The sequence below is a fragment of the Kribbella sp. NPDC050820 genome, from assembly GCF_040653975.1.
GTDB lineage: Bacteria > Actinomycetota > Actinomycetes > Propionibacteriales > Kribbellaceae > Kribbella.
In genome coordinates, this window is sequence record NZ_JBFAHB010000009.1 from 33125 (window position 1) to 53495 (window position 20371).

Here is a 20371-nt window from a genome sequence, read left to right on the forward strand (position 1 = left end):
TTAACCTCGAACGCGTGACACCACGAGCGACCCCACTGCCACCGGACGAGCGACGCGCGGCCATCGTCAAAGCTGCGCTGCCGTTGCTCGAGGAGTTCGGCGTGGAGGTGAGCACCAAGCAGATCGCCGAGGCGGCCGGGATCGCCGAGGGCACCATCTTCCGTGCCTTCGGCAGCAAGGACGCGCTCGTCGACGCGGCGATGGCGACCGCGTTCGACAGCTCCGACCTGATCACCGCGCTGGAGCAGGTCGACCGCTCGCTGCCGTTGCGGGAGCGGATGGTTGCCGCCGTCGAGATCAGCCAGAACCGGCTGCGGAGTGTCTTCAAGCTGTTGTTCGCGCTGCGGATGCGGCGCCCGCCGGAGTTCAAGGGCTCGGCGTTCGACGAGGCTCGCCGCAAACGGCAGTCCGACCTGGCCAACCTGGCCTTCGCCGACCTGCTCCGGCCGGACGCGGACCAGTTGCGCTTCCCGCCCGAGGAGGTGGTCCGCCGGATCGGGCTGATCACCTTCTCGGCAACCCACCCAATGATTTCGGGCGGCACGGTGCTGTCCGCCGAGGAGATCGTCGACTTCGCCCTCGACGGTCTTCGGCAGCGCGACAGCGACCGGCCGGCCGCCCGTGAGGTCGCCGAGCTCGCACTCGACGGCCCTCGCACCAACGACTCTGGGGATGCCTGATGTTATTGCGACTCTTGCGTACGCACCTGCGGCCGTACGCGGGAAACCTGACCATGGTGGTCGTCCTGCAACTGATCGGGACGATCGCCTCCCTCTACCTGCCCAGCCTGAACGCCGACATCATCGACAACGGCGTGGCCAAGGGCGACACCGGCTACATCATGGAGACCGGCGGCTGGATGCTTGCCGTCAGCCTGGTGCAGATCATCTGCACGGTGTTCGCCGTCTACTTCGGCGCCAAGACGGCCGCGCTGCTGGGCCGGGACCTGCGCTCCGCGGTGTTCCACCGGGTCGGGGAGTTCTCCGCCCGTGAGGTGAACCAGTTCGGCGCGCCGACGCTGATCTCCCGCAGCACCAACGACGTCACCCAGATCCAGATGCTGGTGGTCACCACCTGCACGCTGTTGGTGGCCGCGCCGATCACGATGGTCGGCGGCGTGGTGATGGCGGTCCGCGAGGACGTCGGCCTGTCCTGGCTGGTGGCGGTCGCGGTGCCGTTGCTGGCGGCGTCGGTCGGCTTCATCGCCAGCCGGATGGTCCCGCAGTTCCGCCGGATGCAGAAGAACGTCGACGGCGTGAACCGGGTGCTGCGCGAGCAGATCACCGGGATCCGGGTGGTCCGCGCGTTCGTCCGCGAGCCGCACGAGGTGGAGCGGTTCGGCGAGGCGAACGAGAACCTCACCGACACCGCGATCAAGGCCGGCCGGCTGATGGCGCTGGTCTTCCCGGTGGTGATGCTGATCCTGAACCTGTCCAGCATCGCGGTGCTGTGGTTCGGCGCCTCCCGGGTGGAGAACGGGACGATGGAGGTCGGCGCGCTGACCGCGTTCCTGAGCTACCTGATCCAGATCCTGTTCTCGGTGATGATGGCGACGTTCGTGATGATCATGGTGCCGCGCGCCTCGGTGTGCGCGGACCGGATCGGCGAGGTGCTCGACACCGAGTCCTCGGTGCGGCCGCCGGTCACCCCGATCCGGACCTTCACCGGTCGCGGGCAGCTGGTCTTCGAGAACGCCTCGTTCCAGTATCCGGGCGCGGCCGAGCCGGTGCTGCGCGACATCAGCTTCGTCGCCTCGCCGGGCCGGACGACTGCGATCATCGGCAGCACCGGCGCCGGCAAGACCACGCTGCTGTCGCTGGTTCCCCGGTTGTTCGACGCGACCGCGGGCCGGGTCCTGGTGGATGGCATCGATGTCCGTGACATCGAGCCGGAGGCCCTGTGGGAGCGGATCGGCCTGGTGCCGCAACGCCCGTACCTGTTCTCCGGGACCGTCGCCAGCAACCTGCGCTACGGCAACCCGGACGCTACCGACGAGGAGCTCTGGACGGCGCTGGAGATTGCCCAGGGCAAGGACTTCGTCGAGGCGATGGCGGAGGGGCTGGACGCGCCGATCGCGCAGGGCGGCACGAACGTGTCCGGCGGTCAGCGGCAGCGGCTCGCGATCGCCCGGGCGCTGGTCCGCAAACCGGAAATCTACCTGTTCGACGACTCGTTCTCCGCTCTCGACCTGGCCACCGACGCCCGGTTGCGGGCAGCGCTGCGACCGGTCACGGCCGAGGCATGCGTGGTGATCGTGGCGCAACGCGTGTCGACGATCGTGGACGCCGACCAGATCGTCGTGATCGAGGACGGCGCGATCGTCGGCACCGGCACGCATGACGAGCTGCTCGAGAGCTGCCCGACGTACGTCGAGATCGTCGAGTCCCAGCGATCCGCGGAGGAGGCGGCGTGAAGGAGCGGAGCGAGTTCACCATTGAGCACAGTGCGCCTCGAGCCTCATCGGCGCCCGGAGCGAAGCGAGGACGTCGATGAGCGAGGAGAAGACGACACCGCCGTCTCCCAATGGGCAGGGGCCGGCCACGGTGAAGGCGACCGAGCGGCCGACGACCGGGCGGGCGTTCGGGCCGCCGGGCGGGATCCCGGGGGACAAGTCGCTGGACTTCCTGCCGTCGGCGAAGCGGCTGCTGGCCCGGCTGCGCCCGCACCGGACCCAGGTGTTCGGCGTCATCCTGCTCGCGATCGGCAGCGTCACGCTGTCAGTGCTCGGCCCGAAGATCCTCGGCCGGGCGACCGACATCATCTTCGCCGGCGCGATCGGCAAGGGGCTGCCGAGCGGAATGAGCAAGGAGCAGGTGATCGAGCAGACCCGGGCCTCCGGCAACGGCCGGCTCGCCGACCTGCTGCAGGGGATCGACCTGATCCCCGGCGTCGGCATCGACTTCGATGCCCTGCGCAATGTCCTGCTGCTGGTGCTGTGCCTGTACGCCGGGTCGTTCGTGCTGTCCTGGATGCAGGGCTACATCCTGAACGGGATCGTCCAGCGCACCATCTTCGACCTGCGATCCGAGGTGGAGGACAAGCTCAACCGGCTGCCGCTGAGCTACTTCGACGGCGCGCCGCGCGGTGAGCTGCTGAGCCGGGTGACCAACGACATCGACAACATCTCGACCAGCCTGCAGCAGACGTTGAGCCAGCTCCTCACCTCGCTGCTGACGGTGATCGGCGTGGTGACGATGATGTTCGTGGTCTCGCCGCTGCTGGCGCTGATCGCGCTCGTCACGATCCCGATCTCGATGATCGTGACCGCGGCGATCGCGAAGCGGTCGCAGACCCGGTTCGTGGCGCAGTGGCGGCACACCGGCGCGCTGAACGGCCAGATCGAGGAGGCGTTCACCGGGCACGAGCTGGTCAAGGTGTTCGGCCGGCAGAAGGAGATCGAGGCGGACTTCGCGAAGAAGAACGAGGAGCTGTACCAGGCCGCGTTCGGCGCGCAGTTCATCTCCGGCCTGATCATGCCGCTGATGATGTTCATCGGGAACCTGAACTACGTGGTGATCGCGGTGGTCGGCGGTCTGCGGGTCGCCTCCGGCACGATGTCGCTGGGCGACGTCCAGGCGTTCATCCAGTACTCGCGCCAGTTCACCCAGCCGCTCACCCAGGTGGCCTCGATGGCGAACCTCCTGCAGTCCGGGGTGGCGTCGGCCGAGCGGGTCTTCGAGGTGCTGGACGCGAAGGAGCAGGTGCCGGACGACGAGACGCCGGAGAAGGTCACCGACGCCCGTGGCCGGGTCGAGTTCGAGCACGTCTCGTTCTCGTACGACCCGGACAAGCCGCTGATCACCGACCTGAGCCTGGTCGCCGAACCCGGCCAGACGGTTGCGATCGTCGGCCCGACCGGGGCCGGCAAGACCACGCTGGTCAACCTGATCATGCGGTTCTACGAGCTGAACGGCGGCCGGATCACGCTGGACGGCGTCGACATCACCGAGCTGACCCGGTACGACCTGCGGTCGCGGATCGGCATGGTGCTGCAGGACACCTGGCTGTTCGGTGGCACGATCCGGGACAACCTGCTGTACGGCAACCTGAACGCGACCGAGGAGGACATGCTCGCTGCGGCCAAGGCGACGTACGTCGACCGGTTCGTCCACAGCCTGCCGGACGGGTACGACACGGTGATCGACGAGGAGGGCAGCAACGTCAGCGCCGGTGAGAAGCAGCTGCTGACCATCGCCAGGGCGTTCCTGGCCGACCCGCAGCTGCTGATCCTGGACGAGGCGACCAGCTCGGTCGACACCCGCACCGAGGTGCTGGTGCAACGGGCGATGGCCGCCCTGCGCTCAGATCGGACCAGCTTCGTGATCGCCCACCGCCTGTCCACGATCCGCGACGCGGACCTGATCCTGGTCATGGAGGACGGCGCGATCGTCGAGCAGGGCAACCATCAGGAGCTCCTCACAGTGGACGGCGCCTACGCCCGCCTCTACAACGCGCAGTTCAGCGGAGCGGTCGTCGACATCGACCAGGAAGCCCCCGCGCCCGCCGCCCCACCCGGCGGCGCAGTCCGGGTCTGATGGCTGAAGGGGGTGCCACCGAGTGGCACCCCCTTCGGCTTACTTCGGGACGACGAGGTGGGGCTTCAGGGCGATCAGGATGCCGAGGGTGGCGTAGCCGATCAGCAGGTGCGTACCGCCTACCCAGCGGGAGGCCTGGTCGCCGAAGAGGATCATGGACGGGACCGTCACGACCGCCCAGCTCTCGGCGATCAGGGGCCACCACCGGAGTACGCCGCGCCAGCGGCCGGCGAAGGCGATCTTCACGGCGATCACCGCCATTCCGAGCATCGAGAGCGGCCAGCAGATGTCCAGCGGCACCAGCCAGGCCGCGTCCTGGTGCGGCTCGGGCAGCACCCCGTGGAGCAGCGACCAGACGCTCGCGATCCCGAGGATGACGGCCTCAACCTTGAGCAGGACGAGTGAGCGGCCGGTGGCGCGCGTCTTGAACTGGATCGCCAGCAGGCAGAACACGCCGAGCTGGAACGCCAGCCCGGTCAGGTCCCCGATCCGCTCGGGCACCCCGTCGTTCACCGTGGTGAACGCGAAGATGCTCGCGGCCCACGTCAGCGTCCCCGCGGTCAGTCCCAGACCCAGTCGCCGGATCGACCGTTCTGCTGGGCCGGTGGTCGAGCGCAGCGTCGGTGCTACGTCGGTGCGAGCCCTGGCAGGCGTGGTAGTCATTGCAGTTCCTCCCCCTGAGGTTTGTCTTGCCAACGAGTCTTCGGGGCCGGCCGACCCGGGAGGCAGGGCCTGCGGTCCCCGGCGGTGTCCCGAGTCGGGACGGGACAGCTGACCCGCGACGGCGGGACACACTCTGGGTGACAATGCAGCGGTGGGGGAGGACACACGGAGGGGATGGGGGCCGGCTGTACTCGGGGCAGCCGCGCTTCTGCTGGTCGCTGCCACGGTGGCGCTCGACCTCCGGAACGCCGATCCTCCGCCCGCGGCCGAGCTGGACGCGGGCTGGACCGCCGCCCTGTCCGGGCTCGCGCAGCTCATACCCGGTCTGTTGCTCCTGCAGCGTCTCCCGCGGCACCCGATCGCCTGGATCCTGACCGGCTCCGGCCTGTTGTGGATCATCGACGGGTTCGCCTCGAGCTGGGCGACGTACGCGATCTACACGTCTCCAGGGCTGCCCGGCGCGTCGGCGGCGTACTGGTTCTACTCCCGCTTCGGTGCGTTCCTGTTGCTTGGGTTGCCGTTGCTCATCCTGCTCTTCCCGGATGGAAGGCTGCCCACCGCTCGGCTCTGGCGGTGGCTGTCGATCGTCAGCCTCGCGCTGACCGTGCTGCTCCCGCTTCTGCTGCTGGTCGCGCCCATGGAGACCTTGGAGCGCTACCACAACGCCGCGCTACCGCCCGAAATCACCCAGCTGTCACTGGACCCGTTCAGCATCGACCTGCCGTACGGTGTCTGGGAGCCGCTGCTGCAGGTCGCCTACACGGCCGTGCTCGTGAGTCTCGTTGTTCCGTTCGCCGTGACCGTGCACCGCTACCGGGCGGCCGCGCGGGAGCGGCGGGCGCAGATCCGCTGGCTGATGTGGGCCGCGCTGGTCGACATGATCGTGCTGCTCGTCCCGTTCGAGAACCCGCCCGCGGTCTCGGCGATCATGTTCGGCCTGGCGATCGCGCTCACCTCGGCCGCGATCGTCGTCGCGGTCAACAAGCACCGCCTGTACGACGTGGATCGGTTGCTCTCGGCGACGTTCCTGTACGGCGTCCTCGCGGTGCTCGTGGTCGGCGTCGACCTGGCTGTGTTCGCGATCGCCGGTGGGGTCCTCGGCGAGCGGGATGCCGCCCTGGTCGCGATCGCCGTCGTTGCCGTGGTCTACGCACCACTGCGGAGCCGGCTCTGGCGATGGGTACGCCGCCTCGTCCGGGGCTCACGCGATGACCCGTACGCCACGATGTCCACGCTGGCCGAGCGGCTGGAGTCGGCCGCCGACCCGGACGAGCAGCTCCGCGCGGTCGCCCGCACGCTGGCCGAGGCGTTCCGGCTGCCGTACGTCCGCGTGGAGATCGAAGGGTTCGCCATCGTGGAGCACGGACGGGAGTCGGAACCGCTGCACGCGCTGCCGGTCGGTTATCGCGGTGAGCCGGTCGGGCGGCTGGTGTTCTCTCCCGGCGGCGGTACGGCGTTGTCCGAGCGGGACCAACGACTGCTCGGTGATCTGGTCAGGCAGGCGGCCGCGGCGGCGCGAGCCAGTGAGTTGAGCACCGAGCTCCAGCAGAGCCGGAGTCGCCTGGTCGCCGCCCGCGAGGAGGAACGCCGCCGGCTGCGCCGCGATCTGCACGACAGCCTGGGGCCGAGCCTCGGCGCGGTCGCGCTGCGGATCGAGACCGCCCGCAACCTGGCGAAGTCCGCGCCGGAGGAGGCCGATCGGATGCTCGACCAGGCGACGACCGAGGTTGCGGCCGCGTTGGCCGACGTACGGCGGCTGGTCTACGACCTGCGTCCGCCGTCGTTGGACGAGCTCGGGCTGGTACGCGCGATCGAGCAGCAGGCAGAGCGCTTCCGGCTCGGCGGGTTGGCTGTGTCGGTCGACGCGGATGCGCTCGGCCCGTTGCCGGCCGGCGTCGAGGTGGCGGCGTACCGGATCGCCTCGGAGGCGTTGACGAACGTTGCCCGCCACGCCGAAGCGAGCCGGTGTGACATCACGCTGCGGGTGGACGGGACGGCGTTGGAGTTGTCGGTGAGCGATGACGGAGTCGGGATCGGTGCGGAGGTGGCGGCGGGCGTGGGGATGCTGTCGGTGCGGGAACGGGCCGCCGAGCTCGGCGGAGTCTGCAGCGTCACGTGCCCGGCGAGTGGTGGCACCGTCGTCCGGGTGACCTTGCCGTTGGACGCCGTACCGGAGGTCGTCCATGGCTGAGCCGGTGCGGGTGCTGCTGGCCGACGACCATCCCGTCTACCGCGACGGGCTGGCCGCGTTGCTCGGCTCGCTGGACGGCGTCGAGGTCGTCGGTACGGCGGCCGACGGCGTGGAGGCCGTGGACCGGGCGCGCGAGCTGCAGCCCGATGTCGTGGTGATGGACGTGCAGATGCCGCGGCTGGACGGGATCGAGGCGACCCGGGCCATCACGGCGGACAGTCCGCACATCGGCATCGTCGTACTCACGATGGCCGAGGAGGACCAGACCCTGTTCGCCGCCATGCGCGCCGGGGCCCGCGGCTACTTGCTGAAGGGCGCGAACCAGGCCGAGATCGTCCGCGCGATCACCGCGGTCGCGCAGGGCGAGGCGATTTTCGGCCCGGCCATCGCCCGCCGGGTCGCCGAGTTCTTCTCGGCCGCCCCGGCCGCGACGCCCGGCAGTCCGTTCCCGCAGCTGACCGCACGCGAGCATGAGATCCTCGCCCTCGTCGCGGCCGGCCGCTCCAACGCTCAGATCGCCGCCGAGCTCTACCTGTCGCCGAAGACGGTCCGCAACAACGTGTCGAACATCTTCGCCAAACTGCACGTCGCCGACCGCGCCGAGGCCATCATCCGGGCCCGCGACGCTGGACTGGGTCACTGAAGGGTTGCTGACGACAACCTTAGGTGCGAGCTGCGTCACAAGCCGGCCCGGCGATGTCACACCGGGCCGCCGTTTTCCCTCTCAGGACGCGTCAACTGAGAGAAGGGAAGCGAAATGATGACGGTGGTGCGTACACCTGAAGAGCGGTTCGCGGAATTGCCGGACTACCCGTTCGAGCCGCACTACGCAGAGGTCAGGCTCGGCAATGGGTCCGGCGACGTGGTGCGGATGCATTACGTCGACGAGCGCCCGAGCGATCCGGCAGAGGCATCGGGCGAGACCGTGGTGCTGCTGCACGGCAACCCGTCGTGGAGCTACCTGTACCGGCACGTCATCCCGCCCTTGGTCGCGGCCGGGCATCGCTGTGTGGCCGTCGACCTGATCGGCTTCGGCAAGTCGGACAAGGTGGTCGACCGGTTCGCCTACACCTACGCGAACCACGTCCGCTGGCTGCGCGAGACCCTGTTCGACCACCTCGGGCTGCGAGACGTGACCCTGGTGTGCCACGACTGGGGCGGGACGCTCGGACTGCTCCTGCTCGCGCAGAACCCGACCCGCTTCCGTCGTGTGGTCGCGTCGAACACCGGTCTCCGGGCCGGCGGCGGCGACCTCGGCCCGGGCTGGCGGTCCGTCGCCGAGTGGCTGCAGTACACCCAGCGCACCAGGGACTTGCAGCCGGGCCTGATCGTCGACGGCTTCGCGCAGACCGCGCTGGCACCGGCCGTGCGGGCGGCGTACGACGCGCCGTACCCGGGCGACGAGTACCTGCACGGCGTACGCCGGTTCGCCGTACTCATCCCGATCACGGCCCAGGACGACTCGAACCCGCTGATCGTGGACGCGTGGAAGGTGCTGGAGAAGCTGCGGACACCGTTCCTGTGCGCCTTCAGCGCGCAGGACCACGTCAGCCGCGGCAACCATGAAGCGTTGTCCGGCCGCATCCCAGGGGCGCAGGGCCAGCCGCACGTCGCCATCCCGAACGCCGCGCACTTCGTGCAGGAAGACCGGCCGGCCGAGTTCGCCGCGGCCGTCACCTCGTTCATCGCGGCTACCCCCTGAGAGTTTTTGACTGAACAGTCAAGAATGGGTTAGCGTCGGGTCATGGCCAGGCCCCGGAAGTTCAGTGACAGTGCCGTCCTCGACGCGGCGATGGAGGTGTTCTGGGAGAAGGGGTACGAAGCGACCACGACGCAGGACCTGTGTGAGCGCACCGGGTTGCAGCGGGGGAGTCTCTACAATGCGTACGCGAGCAAGCACGCGATCTACGAAGAGGCGATCAAGCGGTACGCCGCCACGCGCGCAGCACAGCAGCTGGACGAGCTGGCGCCCACCGACGGCTCGGTTCGCGACCGGCTGCGGAGCCTGATGCTCAGCATGGTCGAGCTCGACCTGAACGATCCCGGTCGGCGTGGCTGCCTCGCCCTCAACGCCGCGACCGAGACCAGCGGCCGGACCGGCGAGGTCGCCGGGCTGGTCCATCGACAGTTCAAGGACCTCGAGGAGGCACTTGTCGCCCTGATCACGATCGGGCAGGAGTCCGGTGAGCTGTCGGCGGACCGGTCGCCGACGCAGGTCGCTCGCATGTTCCAGAGCGCGTACTACGGCCTGCGCGTGCTGGCCAAGGTCACCGACGACCGGCAGGCGCTGCTCGACGTGGTCGACGGCACCGTCGCAGCGCTCTGATGCGCGGCCCGCTGCCGGCACTGCTGGTCTGCGTCTTCGGCGTCACCACCGGCGAGTTCGTCCTGGCCGGGATCCTGCCCGCGGTCGCCGACGACCTGGCGGTGTCGATCCCCGCCGCCGGTTTGCTCGTGACGGCGTACGCGCTCGGCATGATCGTCGGGGGACCGTTGCTCACGGCCCTCACTGCAGGCCGGCCACGCAAGCCGGTGGTGCTCGCCCTGCTGGCCGTCGCGGTCGCCGGCAACCTGCTCTCGGCGCTCGCTCCCGGGTACGGCGTCCTGTTCGCGGCGCGGATCGTGACCGCGCTGGTCACCTCGACCTTCTTCGCCAACGCCATCGTGATCGCCGTCTCCGCCGCACCCCCGGAGAAGCAAGGCACCACAGTCGCGAAGCTTGCCTTCGGCATGAACCTGGCCATGATCCTCGGTGCGCCGCTCGGCACGTGGATCGGTGCCGCCTTCGGCTGGCGAGCCACCTTCGGAGGGATCACTCTCGTCTGCGCGGTCGGCCTGTTGCTGGTCAGCAGGCTCGTGCCGTCGGATCAGCCCGGGACGCGAGGTGGTGCACTCACCGAGCTCGCTGCCTTCCGCCACCGCGATCTGCAGTTGGCGATCGCGGTGACCGCGGTTGCCAACATCGGGCTCTTGATGGTGTTCACCTACCTCTCGCCGCTGCTGACCGAGGTCAGCTCGTTCGGCGCCGGCGCGATCGCTCCCATGCTCCTGCTGTACGGCGTCGGCGCCACGGTCGGCAACCTGGTCGGCGGCTGGCTGGCCGATCGTGCTCTGCTGCCGTCACAACTCGGTGCCTTGACCGTGCTCGTCGCGATCTTCCTCGGGCTGTGGATGACCACCGGCACGACGATGACGGCGGTCCTGGTCTTCGCCGCGGGGGCGGTCGGCTTCTCCGTGATCCCGGGCATGCAGACACGCGTCCTCGCCACCGCAGTCGCGGCGCCGACGCTGGCGATTGCCGTCAACGCCTCGGCGTACCAGGTCGCGGCCGCCTTCGCCGGGTGGCTCGGCGGACGCGTGATCGGCGGGCCAGGGCTGTCGACGGTCTACCTCGCCGCGGCGCTGACCACGGTGCTGGGCATCGGCCTGTCCGCGCTGGCCTGGACTCGCGCGAAGGCGGGTTAGCCGCGGGCGAGGCGTCGTACGGCGAGCTCGGCCAGCAGGGCGGACGCGTCCGGGAGGATCGAGTCGTCGAAGTCGGCCAGCGGCGAGTGGTTGTCGGGAGCGGCGTCCGGGTCGGCGGACCGGCAGGCGCTGATGTTGAGGTAGACGCCGGGGACCTCTTGCAGGACGTACGACATGTCCTCGGCGCCGCACCGCGGATTGGGACGCTCGCGGAACCGGTCGGCGCCGAAGAGGTCGACGATCGTGCTCCGGGCGAACTCGTACTCCGCGGCGTTGTTGACCGTCACCGGGTAGCCGAGCTGGTACTTCACCTCGGCTGTCAGCCCGTGCGCGGCCGCCATCCCCTCGACCAGCTGGGTCGCGGCTTGCTGGACCTTGGTCCGGGCCGCCTCGGAGAAGGTCCGGACCGTCGCGTCGAAGAACGCGTCGTCCGGGATGATGTTCTCCTTCGTCCCGCCCGCGATCCGCCCGACGGTGAGCACGACCGGGTCGAACACGTCGAACTGCCGCGTCACCATGGCCTGCAAGGCGCCGACGATCTCGCAGAGCACCGGGATCGGGTCCTTGCCGCGGTACGGCGTCGCGCCGTGCGTGCCGGCGCCGACGACGCGGACGTGCAACTGGTCGGCCGCGGCCATGAACGGGCCGGGCCTGCTGCTCCACATCCCCAGCGGCTGGTTGGCGGACCCGACATGCAGCCCGTACGCCGCGTCCGCACGCCGTCCGGCCGCGTCGAGGACACCTTCGCGGATCATGATCGGCGCGCCGCCGCTGGTCTCTTCACCAGGCTGGAACATGAACACGACGTCGCCGGGGAGCTCGTCCTTCAACGCGGACAGTATCTTCGCCGCGCCGACCAGGCCGGCAACGTGCAGGTCGTGGCCGCAGGCATGCATCATCCCGGGGTGCTGGGAGATGTACGGAACGGCGGTCCGCTCGGTGACCGGAAGCGCGTCCATGTCTCCACGCAGCAGCACGACCGGCCCTGGTCCACGGCCGCCGCGCAGCACGGCCGTCACCGAGGACAGCTCCTTGCCGAGGGTGATCTCGAGCGGCAGGCCCTCGAGCGCGTTCAGGACCAGCTGCTGCGTCTTGGGCAGGTCGAGGTCGTACTCCGGGACCTGATGCAGGGCACGACGCAACTCGACGATCTCACCGCGGAACTGCTCGGCGAGCTGGCGCCTGGTCATGGGGCCTCCCGGCCTGGACTGAGGAACGGAGGGAGCGAAGCGACCGGAGAGACGAGGGAAGGCCGGGAGGCCCCATGACCCGCCGCGACGGAGTCGCGGCATCAGCACAGTCATGCCTTGGGACCCAGCTTCAGCGCGGACATCACGCGTTGCGCGCTGCTGCCGAGCTCGAGGAGCTCGACCAGGTCGAGCCAGCGCTCGGGGTCCTTCACCTCGTGCGGAATGGTCGCGTCGAACGTCCCGACCGGGGCGTCCTTGGCCACCGCGACGACCTTCGTGGCGACATCGAGGTAGTCGCTCGCGTCCAGGATCTTCCGTTTCACCGACGGCGCCATCGGTGTGCTCGGGTCGGCGGCCGCCGCGCGGATGCCGTCCAGGTCGCCGTACGCGGTGACGAGGGAGGCGGCCGTCTTCTCACCGACGCCCTTGACGCCGGGCAGGCCGTCCGAGGCGTCGCCGCGGAGCGTGGCGAAGTCGGCGTACCGGTTGGCGGGGATCTCGTACTTGGCGAGCAGCGCCTTCTCGTCGTACACGTCCGCCCGGCCGACGCCGCGTGCGGCGGTGTAGACGACGCGGATGCCGCGGCTGTCGTCGATGAGCTGGAACAGGTCGCGGTCACCGGTGACCACGTCCACCGGCATGGTCGCCTGGTGGCACAGCGTGCCGATCACGTCGTCCGCCTCGTGGTCCGCGGCGCCGACGACGGCGATCCCGAGCGCCTCCAGGCAGGCCCGGATGTAGGGCACCTGGACCTCGAGCCGGTCCGGCACGTCCTCGACCTGCTCACCCTTCGCGGTGACGAACTCGACCCGCTGCGCCTTGTACGACGGGATCAGCGCGACCCGCCAGGACGGCCGCCAGTTGTCGTCCCAGCAGGCGACCAGGTGGGTCGGCCGGTGGTTCTCGGTCAGCCGGGCGATGAAGTCGAGCAGGCCGCGGACCGCGTTGGTCGGCGTCCCGTCGGCGGCCTTCATCGTGTCCGGCACGCCGAAGAACGCGCGGAAGTACAGCGACGCGGTGTCCAGCAGCATCAGGCGCTGCGCCGTCTCAGCCATGGGGTGATGCTTTCACAGCCCTCCGACAGACCGCGATCACCGCCACGAGCCCTTGCCAGAACGCCGCGACGCCCCAAGGATCAGTTCAGGGTGTCCGGGGAGGGGATCGCATGCACAGGTCGTTGCCGTCCAGATTGATCGGGCTCGCGTCGGCGTTGGCGTTGCTCGCCGTACCGCTGCACGCCGCTCCCGCCCTGGCCGAGCCGAACAAGCCGGTCACCGTGATGACCCGCAACATCTACCTGGGTGCGGACATCCAGCGGCCGATCCGGGCCACCGCCGGACTCACCGGGGCCGCGGCGTTCGTCGCGCTCGGCAACGCGAACCACGTCACCCGGCAGATCGTCGACCGCACGAACTTCCCGCGCCGCAGCGAGTTGCTCGCGGCGGAGATCGCCGGCGCGAAGCCGGACCTGATCGGCGTCCAGGAGGTCGCGCTGTGGCGGCACGGGCCGCTCGAACTGCCGGGCGCGGGAAGCCCGGGGGCGCTCAACGCCACAACGGTCGACTACGACTTCCTGGCGATCCTCCTCCAGGATCTCCGCCAGGCCGGCGTACCTTACAAGGCTGTCGTCGTACAGCGGGAGTCCGACGTGGAGGCGCCCGCCTTCGTCGGCAACCCGTTCACAGGTATGGCGACCCAGGGGCGCGATGTGCGACTCACGGTCAGCGATGTCGTGCTGCTCCGGGCCTCCAGCAATCTCCGCGTCATCGACTCGGGCAGCGGACAGTACGACGCCCGGCTCGTGCTCGACGTCGCGGGTCTGCCGGCCACGACCATTCGTGGTTTCAACTGGGTCGACGTCGCGCACGGGTCGGGCCGGTCGTTCCGGTTCGTCAACACCCATCTGGAGGCCTTCAGCTCCGACCTGGCCCTGGCCCAGGCGATGGAGATGCTGAGCGGTCCGGCGGGCGACCGCGGACGGACCACGATCATCGGCTGCGACTGCAACTCCGATCCCCTGAACAGCACCGTCAAACCGACCGATCCGCTCGGCACGCCACACAACGGGCCGTACAACTTCATCACCGGACCGGGCGGGTTCACCGATCTCTGGCTGACCTGGCGACCTGCGGAGCAGGGGTGGACGTCCGGCCTGAACGAGACCGTCGACGAACCGGCGCCACCGTCGTTCGACCACCGGATCGACATGATCTTCGCCCGCCCGGCGCCCGGCGAACAGGTCCGGGTCGTCGCCGGGGAGGTCACCGGGGCCACCAGCGCGGCCAAGGATCCGGTCACCGGGCTCTGGCCCTCGGACCACGCCGGGGTGGTGCTGACCCTGTCCCGGTGAGAACGTCTGCGGGCGGGCGCCTTGCTCCAGTAAGGTCATCACCGTGGAGGACCTGGACCGCAAGATCGTGGGGTTGCTGGCGACCGACGGCCGGATGAGTTTCACCGACCTGGGCAAGGCGACCGGCCTGTCCACCTCGGCCGTGCACCAGCGGGTCAAGCGGCTGGAGCAGCGCGGCATCATCCAGGGGTACGCGGCAACGGTCGACCACACCGCCCTCGACCTGCCGCTCACCGCGCTGATCTCGATCCGGCCGATCGACCCCTCCCAGCCGGACGACTCGCCCGAGCGGCTCCGCGAGGTCCGCGAGATCGAATCCTGCTACTCGGTGGCCGGCGACTCCAGCTACATCCTGGTCGTCCGGGTCGCCTCACCGGCCGCGCTGGAGAACCTGCTGGCCGTCATCCGCGCCCGCGCCAACGTCTCGACCACAACCACAATCGTCCTCAGCACGCCGTACGAACGCCGTCCCCCGGCGCTGTGAAGGCGCTGCTGGTTGATCTGTTCAGCACGCTCGTGCCGGGTGGGGACGCCGAGCGCGAGGTGGTGAACCAGGCGATGTGTGAGGTGCTCGGGGTGGATGCCGAGGCGTTCACGCGGGAGTTCGCCGCGACGTCGTACGAGCGTTTCATCGGCGCGTACGGCGACCTGCCGAGCACGTTGCGCGTGATCGCCCGCCGCACTGGCGCCGATCCGTCGGACAAGCAGGTGCTCGACGCCACCGCCATGCGCCGCGACCTGTCCCGGCGCCTGCTCAGCGCCGCCCCTGCGGGCACCCTGGCTGCGTTGGAGGCTTTGCGTTCAGCGGATTGGCGGCTCGGTCTGGTCAGCAACATCACGTCGGAGACCCAGCTCCAGTGGGCCCACAGTCCGCTGCCGCCGTACTTCGAGACCACCGCCTTCTCCGCCGAGGTCGGCGCCGCCAAACCGGAGCCCAAGATCTACCTGGCCGCCTGCAACGCCCTCGAAGTCGAGCCGACCGACTGCATCTACATCGGCGACGGCAACGACAAGGAACTCCCCGGCGCCGCGGCCCTCGGTATGCACGCCATCCGCACCACCGAGCACTCCGACAGCGACCCCACCTGGACCGGCCCCACGGTCAGGTCCTTCACCGAGTTGCCCAGCCTGATCGGCGCACCTGCCTGACCTTCAACGACTCGGTCCGCTGGAAATTCGGTGGCCGTGCGGCTGGTTCACGGTCTAGCGTGGCTCGCCGTGCTCACAAACGAACAGATCGTCGGTCAGGCTCTGGACAGAATCGAGGCTGGGTATGTCTTTCCTGAGCTGACCGCGGACATCGACGCCGCGATCCGGCACCGTCTCGCGGCTGGGGAGTACGACAACCTGGACGGACAGGTGCTCTGCGAGCTGGTGACCACGCACCTTCAGGAGGTGTGCCCGGACAAGCATCTGCGGCTGCTCTGGGTGGACGAGCCGCAGTCACTGGATCCGGCGGACGCAGATGAAGGGCGAGCCGCGTTCCTTGCGCTCCTCAGGGCAGAGAACCAGGGGATCCGCCGGGTCGAGCAGTTGGACGGGAACGTCGGGCTCATCGACGTCAGGCGCATCGCGTTCGCCGACGAGGGCGCCGGCGCGATCGGCGCGGCGATGCAGCTGGTCGCCCACAGCGCTGCACTCATCCTGGACCTGCGCGCATGTCGCGGCGGTGCACCGGAGGGGGCAGCGATGTGGTGCAGCTACTTCTTCCGCGACGACCAGGTGCACCTCAACGACATCTACGAGCGGTCCACCGGCACCACCCGCCAGTACTGGACGAGCGCGCACCTTCCTGCGCCGCGCTATGTGGACCACCCGGTCTATGTACTCACCAGCGAGATCACGTTCTCTGGGGGCGAGGACGTGGCGTACACCCTTCAAGCGCACGGCCGAGCCGTCATCGTTGGTGAGACGACACGCGGCGGCGCGCATCCGACGGCCCGCCACGCGGTGACCGAACATATCCTCGTGACCGTGCCGACCGCCCGGACCATCAACAGCGTGACCGGCACCAACTGGGAAGGCGTCGGAGTGATCCCCGATGTTCCCGTCCCAGCCGACCACGCACTCGACACGGCCCTCAAGGCTGCACTGGAACGACTCGGCTGATAGACCACGTCGAGCGGCACGTGCGGGGCGGCGGGTAGGTCCACCACGATCGGGTCGTCGGGGTGGATGACTCCATCGGTCACCACGACGGACATGATGCCGGTTTTGCGCACGACGGCGCCGTCGGGGTCGGTGTGGATGAGCTCCTTGAGCAGGCCGGGGGTGAAGGTGTTGATCTGCTGACACGAGCTGCGGAGGCCGGTGACTTCGAGGACTGCCGCGGGGCCGATGCGCAGCCGCGTGCCCTGGGGGAGTCCGAGGAGGTCGATGCCGCGGGTGGTGATGTTCTCACCCAGTTCGCCCGGCTTCACGTCGTCCCACGGGGCGGACCGTCAGTAGCCGCCGGCGTCGATCAGCTGGGACTCGAGGGAGACGAGCCGGATCTTGCCGCCGCCCTTCGGCGGGATCAGCAGCGCGGCATCGACGAGGGACTTCTTCGTCAAGGCGTTGTCGTGCCGCACCGTGCTCGGGCTGAACGCGACGACCGGCCCGCTCACCCACCTGAGCCAGGAGTTCGGTTGAGCCGTCGCGAGGTAGTCCCTGGTGAGATAGACGAAGACCAGGGCGGTGCCGGACTTGGTCACGAAGGACGTCGGCGGTTCGCTGACGGTGGTGGTGACGGTGGCGGTGCGGAAGTACTGCGGCTCGTCGAGCGCCTCGGCCTTGTCCCGCGCGACATTTGCGAGGTATTCGGTGATCTCCGTGGAGGGTGCGAACGACGCGGCGCGGGCGGACTTGGCGCCGGCGGTCAGGTACTCGGCGAGGGCCTTTGCGGCTGCTTGTGGAGCGGCGACGAGTTTGGCGTCGTCGGACTTCGTTGCCGGCCGGACGCCGGCGAGGTCGGGTAGCTGGACGGCCTTCTTCGGGCCCGCGGAGAACGTGAGCAGCCAGGGGCTGCCGGCGGTCTCGCGTTCCCAGACACCCAGGTGCCTGTACTCCGAGGTGCCGGACATCTCGGCCGAGGAGACGAACCGCATCGGGTAGCTGCCGAAGGACGGCGCACCGACCACCGGCTCGGTGTAGGGGTACGGCGTGGTCAGCTCCTTGCCGGCCTTGTCGAGGGCCCGGCTGATCGTGAAGCTGGCCTGGCTCTGGCGGAGCACGTTGCCGCCTTCGACGGTGGCGATCAGCTTGCCGTCGCGCTTGCTGCTGGCGGCGTTGTTGACCTCGTTGTAGTGCTCGATGACGGCAGTTGCGGTCTCGTCGGTGACCGCCGGGCGGGTCAGCGTCCGGACGGTGTTCGGCTCCGGGATCGCCGCGCAACCACTGACCAATGCGAACACCGCCGTCAGCGCCACACCCCGGCGGAGGGGACCGGCCGGCGACTGCTGAGGCGGAGGCTGCGGACCGGGGTACTGCGGACCGGGGTACTGCGGACCGGGGTACTGCGGACCGGGGTACTGCGGACCGGGGTGCTGCGGGCCGGGGTGCTGCGGGCCGGGGTGCTGCGGACCGGGGTACTGCGCGCCGGAGGACCAAGGACCGGGCGACTGCGGGCCGTGCTGCGGCGGGCCGTAGCCGCCCTGCGCGGCGGGGACCGGGTTCGGGGTGGAGGTACGGCGGCCGCGGAACAGGATCAGGAAGATGCCCAGGGCAAGCAGCACCAGCCCGACCGCGAACACGACCAGGGAGGTCAGGAACGCGTCCGGGATCTCGATGCCCAGGTCGGCCTGGACGTCGGGTGCGGTTTTCCCGTCGGCGCTCATGATCACCACGGAGTACGGTCCGTCGGCGATCGGCCAGGTGAGCTCCTGGGTGCCGGCGCCCGAGGCCTTGGCGACCCACCAGTCGAGAGTGTCGGGGGCCGCCAGCGGACCGGCGGCGCCTTTGACGTCCTGGGTGGAGAGCGAGATCGGGTACTCGACCTGCACCAGTTCGGTGTGGGCGCGCCCCTTGAGGTAGCTGGCGGCATCGAAGTCGCGAGCCACGCCGACGAACACCGGTTTGCCGTCGGTCGACCGTGCGTTGACGTGCAGTGTGGGACCGTGCCGGTCCAGCAGCGAGGGAGCGGAGGCGATGGCCAGGCCCTTGCTGGTGAGGTGCTGTTCACCGGAGTAGATCGTGTCGTCCGGACCGACCAGCCAGAAGGCGGCAACAGCTCCGGCGGCACCGATGATCAGGCCGAGCAGGGCGAATAGGACACCAAGAACAGAGCGGACTACCCGCACACGAACTCCCGAGATCGCGGCAAGCCCCAGGCCGGCCGGACGGTTGACCAGCCGCGATGCTAGCGGTTGTGCAGGGCACTGGAGCGGTTCGGGTCTCGGGTCGCCGGAAGTTGCCGCGCCCAGCGGAACGCCTCCGATGCCACCCCCTGCATTGGTGGCACCGAAGACGGGATCGGGTTAGTTGATCTGCAGGAGCTTCTGGGACTCGGCGGCCTCGCGGGAGGCGGCGGCGCGCTTCTCGGCTTCGGCGAGGGAGGTGCCGGCGTGCTGCTTCCACCACTCCTGGCCGGCGGCGGGCAGGGAGTCGATCGGGTCGTAGTACTCGTAGGTGCGGTTCAGTGCCTCCGGGTCCTGGTGCTCGATCCCGGTGCGGTAGTTCTTCTTCCAGTACGAGATGCCGCGGACCTCGTCGTACTCGGACAGTTGGTGCACCCAGCGCTTGCCGACGTACGGGACGTCGCAGACGATGCGCGGGGTGGCGAAGCCGGGCAGGTAGCCGAGCATGCCGTGCTGCAGGTGCTGCGCGTCGCGCACCGACACTCGCCAGTGCTCCGAGAACGGGATCATGTCGCACATGTAGAAGTAGTACGGCGTGATCGTCGCGCCATCGAGCAGCGCGAAGCACAGGTCGAGCAACTGCGGCACCGAGTCGTTCACGCCGCGCATCAGCACACCCTGGTTGCGCACGTCCCGGATGCCGGCCTCGAACATCGCCTTCGTTGCCTCGGCCACCAACGGCGTCACCGACTGCGCCGCGTTCACGTGGGTGTGGATGGCCATCATCACGCCGCGCTCGCGCGCGGTCCGGCTGACCCGCTCGACACCCGCCCGGACGTCGTCCGACAGCCAGTGCTGCGGCATCCCCATCAGCGCCTTGGTGGCCAGCCTGATGTCGCGGATGTTCTCGATCTCCAGCAGGCTGCTGAGGAACGCCTCCAGCCGCGGCCACGGCATGTTCGCCACGTCACCGCCGGACACGACGACGTCGCGGACTCCCGGCGTACGGCGCAGGTAGTCGAGCATCGCGTCGAGCCGGGCCTGCGGCTTGGCGACGAACTTCAGCTTGTCGATGACCGGCGTGGAGTTGCCGACCAGGTCCATCCGGGTGCAGTGACCGCAGTACTGCGGACAGGTCGGCAGGACCTCCGCCAGCACCTTCGTCGGGTAGCGGTGGGTCAACCCCTCCGTGGCCCACATCTCGTGCTCGTGCAGCGAGTCCCGAGTCGCGTGCGGGTGCGACGGCCAGTCGGTACGACGGTCACTGAACACCGGAAGCATGTAGCGGCGGACCGGGTCGGCGTAGAACGCGTCGGTGAAGGTCCCCGCGTAGTCGTCGTCGGGAACGATCGTGTTGAGCATCTGCGGCGGCAGCAGCATCGACATCGTCGCCCGCTCGGCCTGGTCCCGGGCGAGGTCCTCGTAGAGCCGCTCCTCGAGCAGGTCGCCCATCACGTCGCGCAGCTGCTTGACGTTCTTCACGCAGTGCGCGCGCTGCCACTGCACCGACCGCCACTCCTCGGTGGTCACGTCCTTCCATCCCGGGATGCGAGTCCAGTCCGGCTCCACCAGCTCGGCTCGCCGGTACGCGTACGGCTGGCCGGCGAGGTCGTCCGGCTGCGGTACGGCGCCACCCTCGGGCAGCACGGCGGGGCTGATCAGGTCGGTCACAGAGGCCTCCGGGGCTTCAGGGGCGATGCGGT

At 69.4% G+C, this 20371-nt stretch carries 17 protein-coding genes and 1 pseudogene; 12 read left to right on the forward strand and 6 right to left on the reverse strand.

All coding sequences use genetic code 11. The features are described from left to right. The first annotated feature begins 14 nt into the window (after positions 1-14). From AB0H36_RS10900 to AB0H36_RS10910, 3 genes are all read left to right on the forward strand, one after another. Positions 15-680, forward strand: coding sequence for a helix-turn-helix domain-containing protein (locus AB0H36_RS10900; RefSeq protein ID WP_360519922.1), 666 nt, complete (start codon positions 15-17; stop codon positions 678-680). Next, complete coding sequence (locus tag AB0H36_RS10905) at positions 680-2413, forward strand: ABC transporter ATP-binding protein (RefSeq protein ID WP_360519924.1); 1734 nt, start codon at positions 680-682, stop codon at positions 2411-2413. Before AB0H36_RS10900 ends, AB0H36_RS10905 begins: the two co-directional genes overlap by 1 nt. Positions 2414-2489: 76 nt before the next feature. Then, on the forward strand, positions 2490-4535 hold the full coding sequence (locus AB0H36_RS10910; RefSeq protein ID WP_360519926.1) for an ABC transporter ATP-binding protein: 2046 nt from the start codon (positions 2490-2492) through the stop codon (positions 4533-4535). Between the two features lie 39 nt (positions 4536-4574). Here the strand turns inward: AB0H36_RS10910 and AB0H36_RS10915 are convergent, their stop codons facing one another. Beyond that, the gene (locus AB0H36_RS10915; RefSeq protein ID WP_360519928.1) at positions 4575-5198 is read right to left on the reverse strand and encodes a hypothetical protein; all 624 of its coding nucleotides are present in this window, start codon (positions 5196-5198) and stop codon (positions 4575-4577) included. Positions 5199-5349: 151 nt separating this feature from the next. On the opposite strand from AB0H36_RS10915, the gene AB0H36_RS10920 reads away from it, so the two are divergent. From AB0H36_RS10920 to AB0H36_RS10940, 5 genes are all read left to right on the forward strand, one after another. Next, entirely contained in the window at positions 5350-7389 is a 2040-nt protein-coding gene (locus AB0H36_RS10920) for a sensor histidine kinase (RefSeq protein WP_360519930.1), read from the forward strand. Next, a complete protein-coding gene (locus AB0H36_RS10925) occupies positions 7382-8032 on the forward strand; it encodes a response regulator transcription factor (RefSeq protein WP_360519932.1) in 651 nt (216 codons plus the stop codon). The genes AB0H36_RS10920 and AB0H36_RS10925 overlap by 8 nt, the downstream gene beginning before the upstream one ends. A gap of 126 nt (positions 8033-8158) precedes the next feature. After that, positions 8159-9091, forward strand: a complete 933-nt coding sequence (locus AB0H36_RS10930; protein ID WP_360519934.1) for a haloalkane dehalogenase — start codon at positions 8159-8161, stop codon at positions 9089-9091. Positions 9092-9133: 42 nt separating this feature from the next. Next, positions 9134-9715, forward strand: coding sequence for a TetR/AcrR family transcriptional regulator (locus AB0H36_RS10935; RefSeq protein ID WP_360519936.1), 582 nt, complete (start codon positions 9134-9136; stop codon positions 9713-9715). Continuing rightward, positions 9715-10854 carry an MFS transporter gene (locus AB0H36_RS10940; protein ID WP_360519938.1) on the forward strand — a complete coding sequence of 380 codons (1140 nt, stop codon included), beginning with the start codon at positions 9715-9717 and terminating at the stop codon, positions 10852-10854. Before AB0H36_RS10935 ends, AB0H36_RS10940 begins: the two co-directional genes overlap by 1 nt. On the opposite strand, the gene AB0H36_RS10945 is transcribed toward AB0H36_RS10940, so the two are convergent. Continuing rightward, on the reverse strand, positions 10851-12044 hold the full coding sequence (locus AB0H36_RS10945; RefSeq protein ID WP_360519940.1) for a M20 family metallopeptidase: 1194 nt from the start codon (positions 12042-12044) through the stop codon (positions 10851-10853). The genes AB0H36_RS10940 and AB0H36_RS10945 overlap by 4 nt on opposite strands. Positions 12045-12154: 110 nt before the next feature. After that, positions 12155-13075, reverse strand: coding sequence for a 5'-3' exonuclease H3TH domain-containing protein (locus AB0H36_RS10950; RefSeq protein WP_360520193.1), 921 nt, complete (start codon positions 13073-13075; stop codon positions 12155-12157). A 134-nt stretch (positions 13076-13209) separates the two neighbouring features. On the opposite strand from AB0H36_RS10950, the gene AB0H36_RS10955 reads away from it, so the two are divergent. From AB0H36_RS10955 to AB0H36_RS10970, 4 genes are all read left to right on the forward strand, one after another. Next, entirely contained in the window at positions 13210-14394 is a 1185-nt protein-coding gene (locus AB0H36_RS10955; protein WP_360519942.1) for an endonuclease/exonuclease/phosphatase family protein, read from the forward strand. Between the two features lie 43 nt (positions 14395-14437). Next, positions 14438-14878: an Lrp/AsnC family transcriptional regulator gene (locus AB0H36_RS10960; RefSeq protein ID WP_360519944.1), complete on the forward strand. Its 441-nt coding sequence runs from the start codon at positions 14438-14440 to the stop codon at positions 14876-14878. Further along, complete coding sequence (locus tag AB0H36_RS10965; RefSeq protein WP_360519946.1) at positions 14875-15543, forward strand: HAD family hydrolase; 669 nt, start codon at positions 14875-14877, stop codon at positions 15541-15543. The genes AB0H36_RS10960 and AB0H36_RS10965 overlap by 4 nt, the downstream gene beginning before the upstream one ends. 69 nt (positions 15544-15612) lie before the next feature. Beyond that, positions 15613-16503: a S41 family peptidase gene (locus tag AB0H36_RS10970; protein ID WP_360519948.1), complete on the forward strand. Its 891-nt coding sequence runs from the start codon at positions 15613-15615 to the stop codon at positions 16501-16503. 59 nt (positions 16504-16562) lie between these two features. Here AB0H36_RS10970 and AB0H36_RS10975 read toward each other — a convergent pair. From AB0H36_RS10975 to AB0H36_RS10985, 3 genes and pseudogenes are all read right to left on the reverse strand, one after another. Further along, positions 16563-16814, reverse strand: a pseudogene (locus AB0H36_RS10975) (MOSC domain-containing protein); the annotation flags it as partial. A 21-nt stretch (positions 16815-16835) separates the two neighbouring features. Beyond that, on the reverse strand, positions 16836-18671 hold the full coding sequence (locus AB0H36_RS10980) for a hypothetical protein (protein WP_360519950.1): 1836 nt from the start codon (positions 18669-18671) through the stop codon (positions 16836-16838). A 177-nt stretch (positions 18672-18848) separates the two neighbouring features. Beyond that, on the reverse strand, positions 18849-20312 hold the full coding sequence (locus AB0H36_RS10985; protein WP_360520195.1) for a lysine 2,3-aminomutase: 1464 nt from the start codon (positions 20310-20312) through the stop codon (positions 18849-18851). Between the last annotated feature and the right edge of the window lie 59 nt (positions 20313-20371).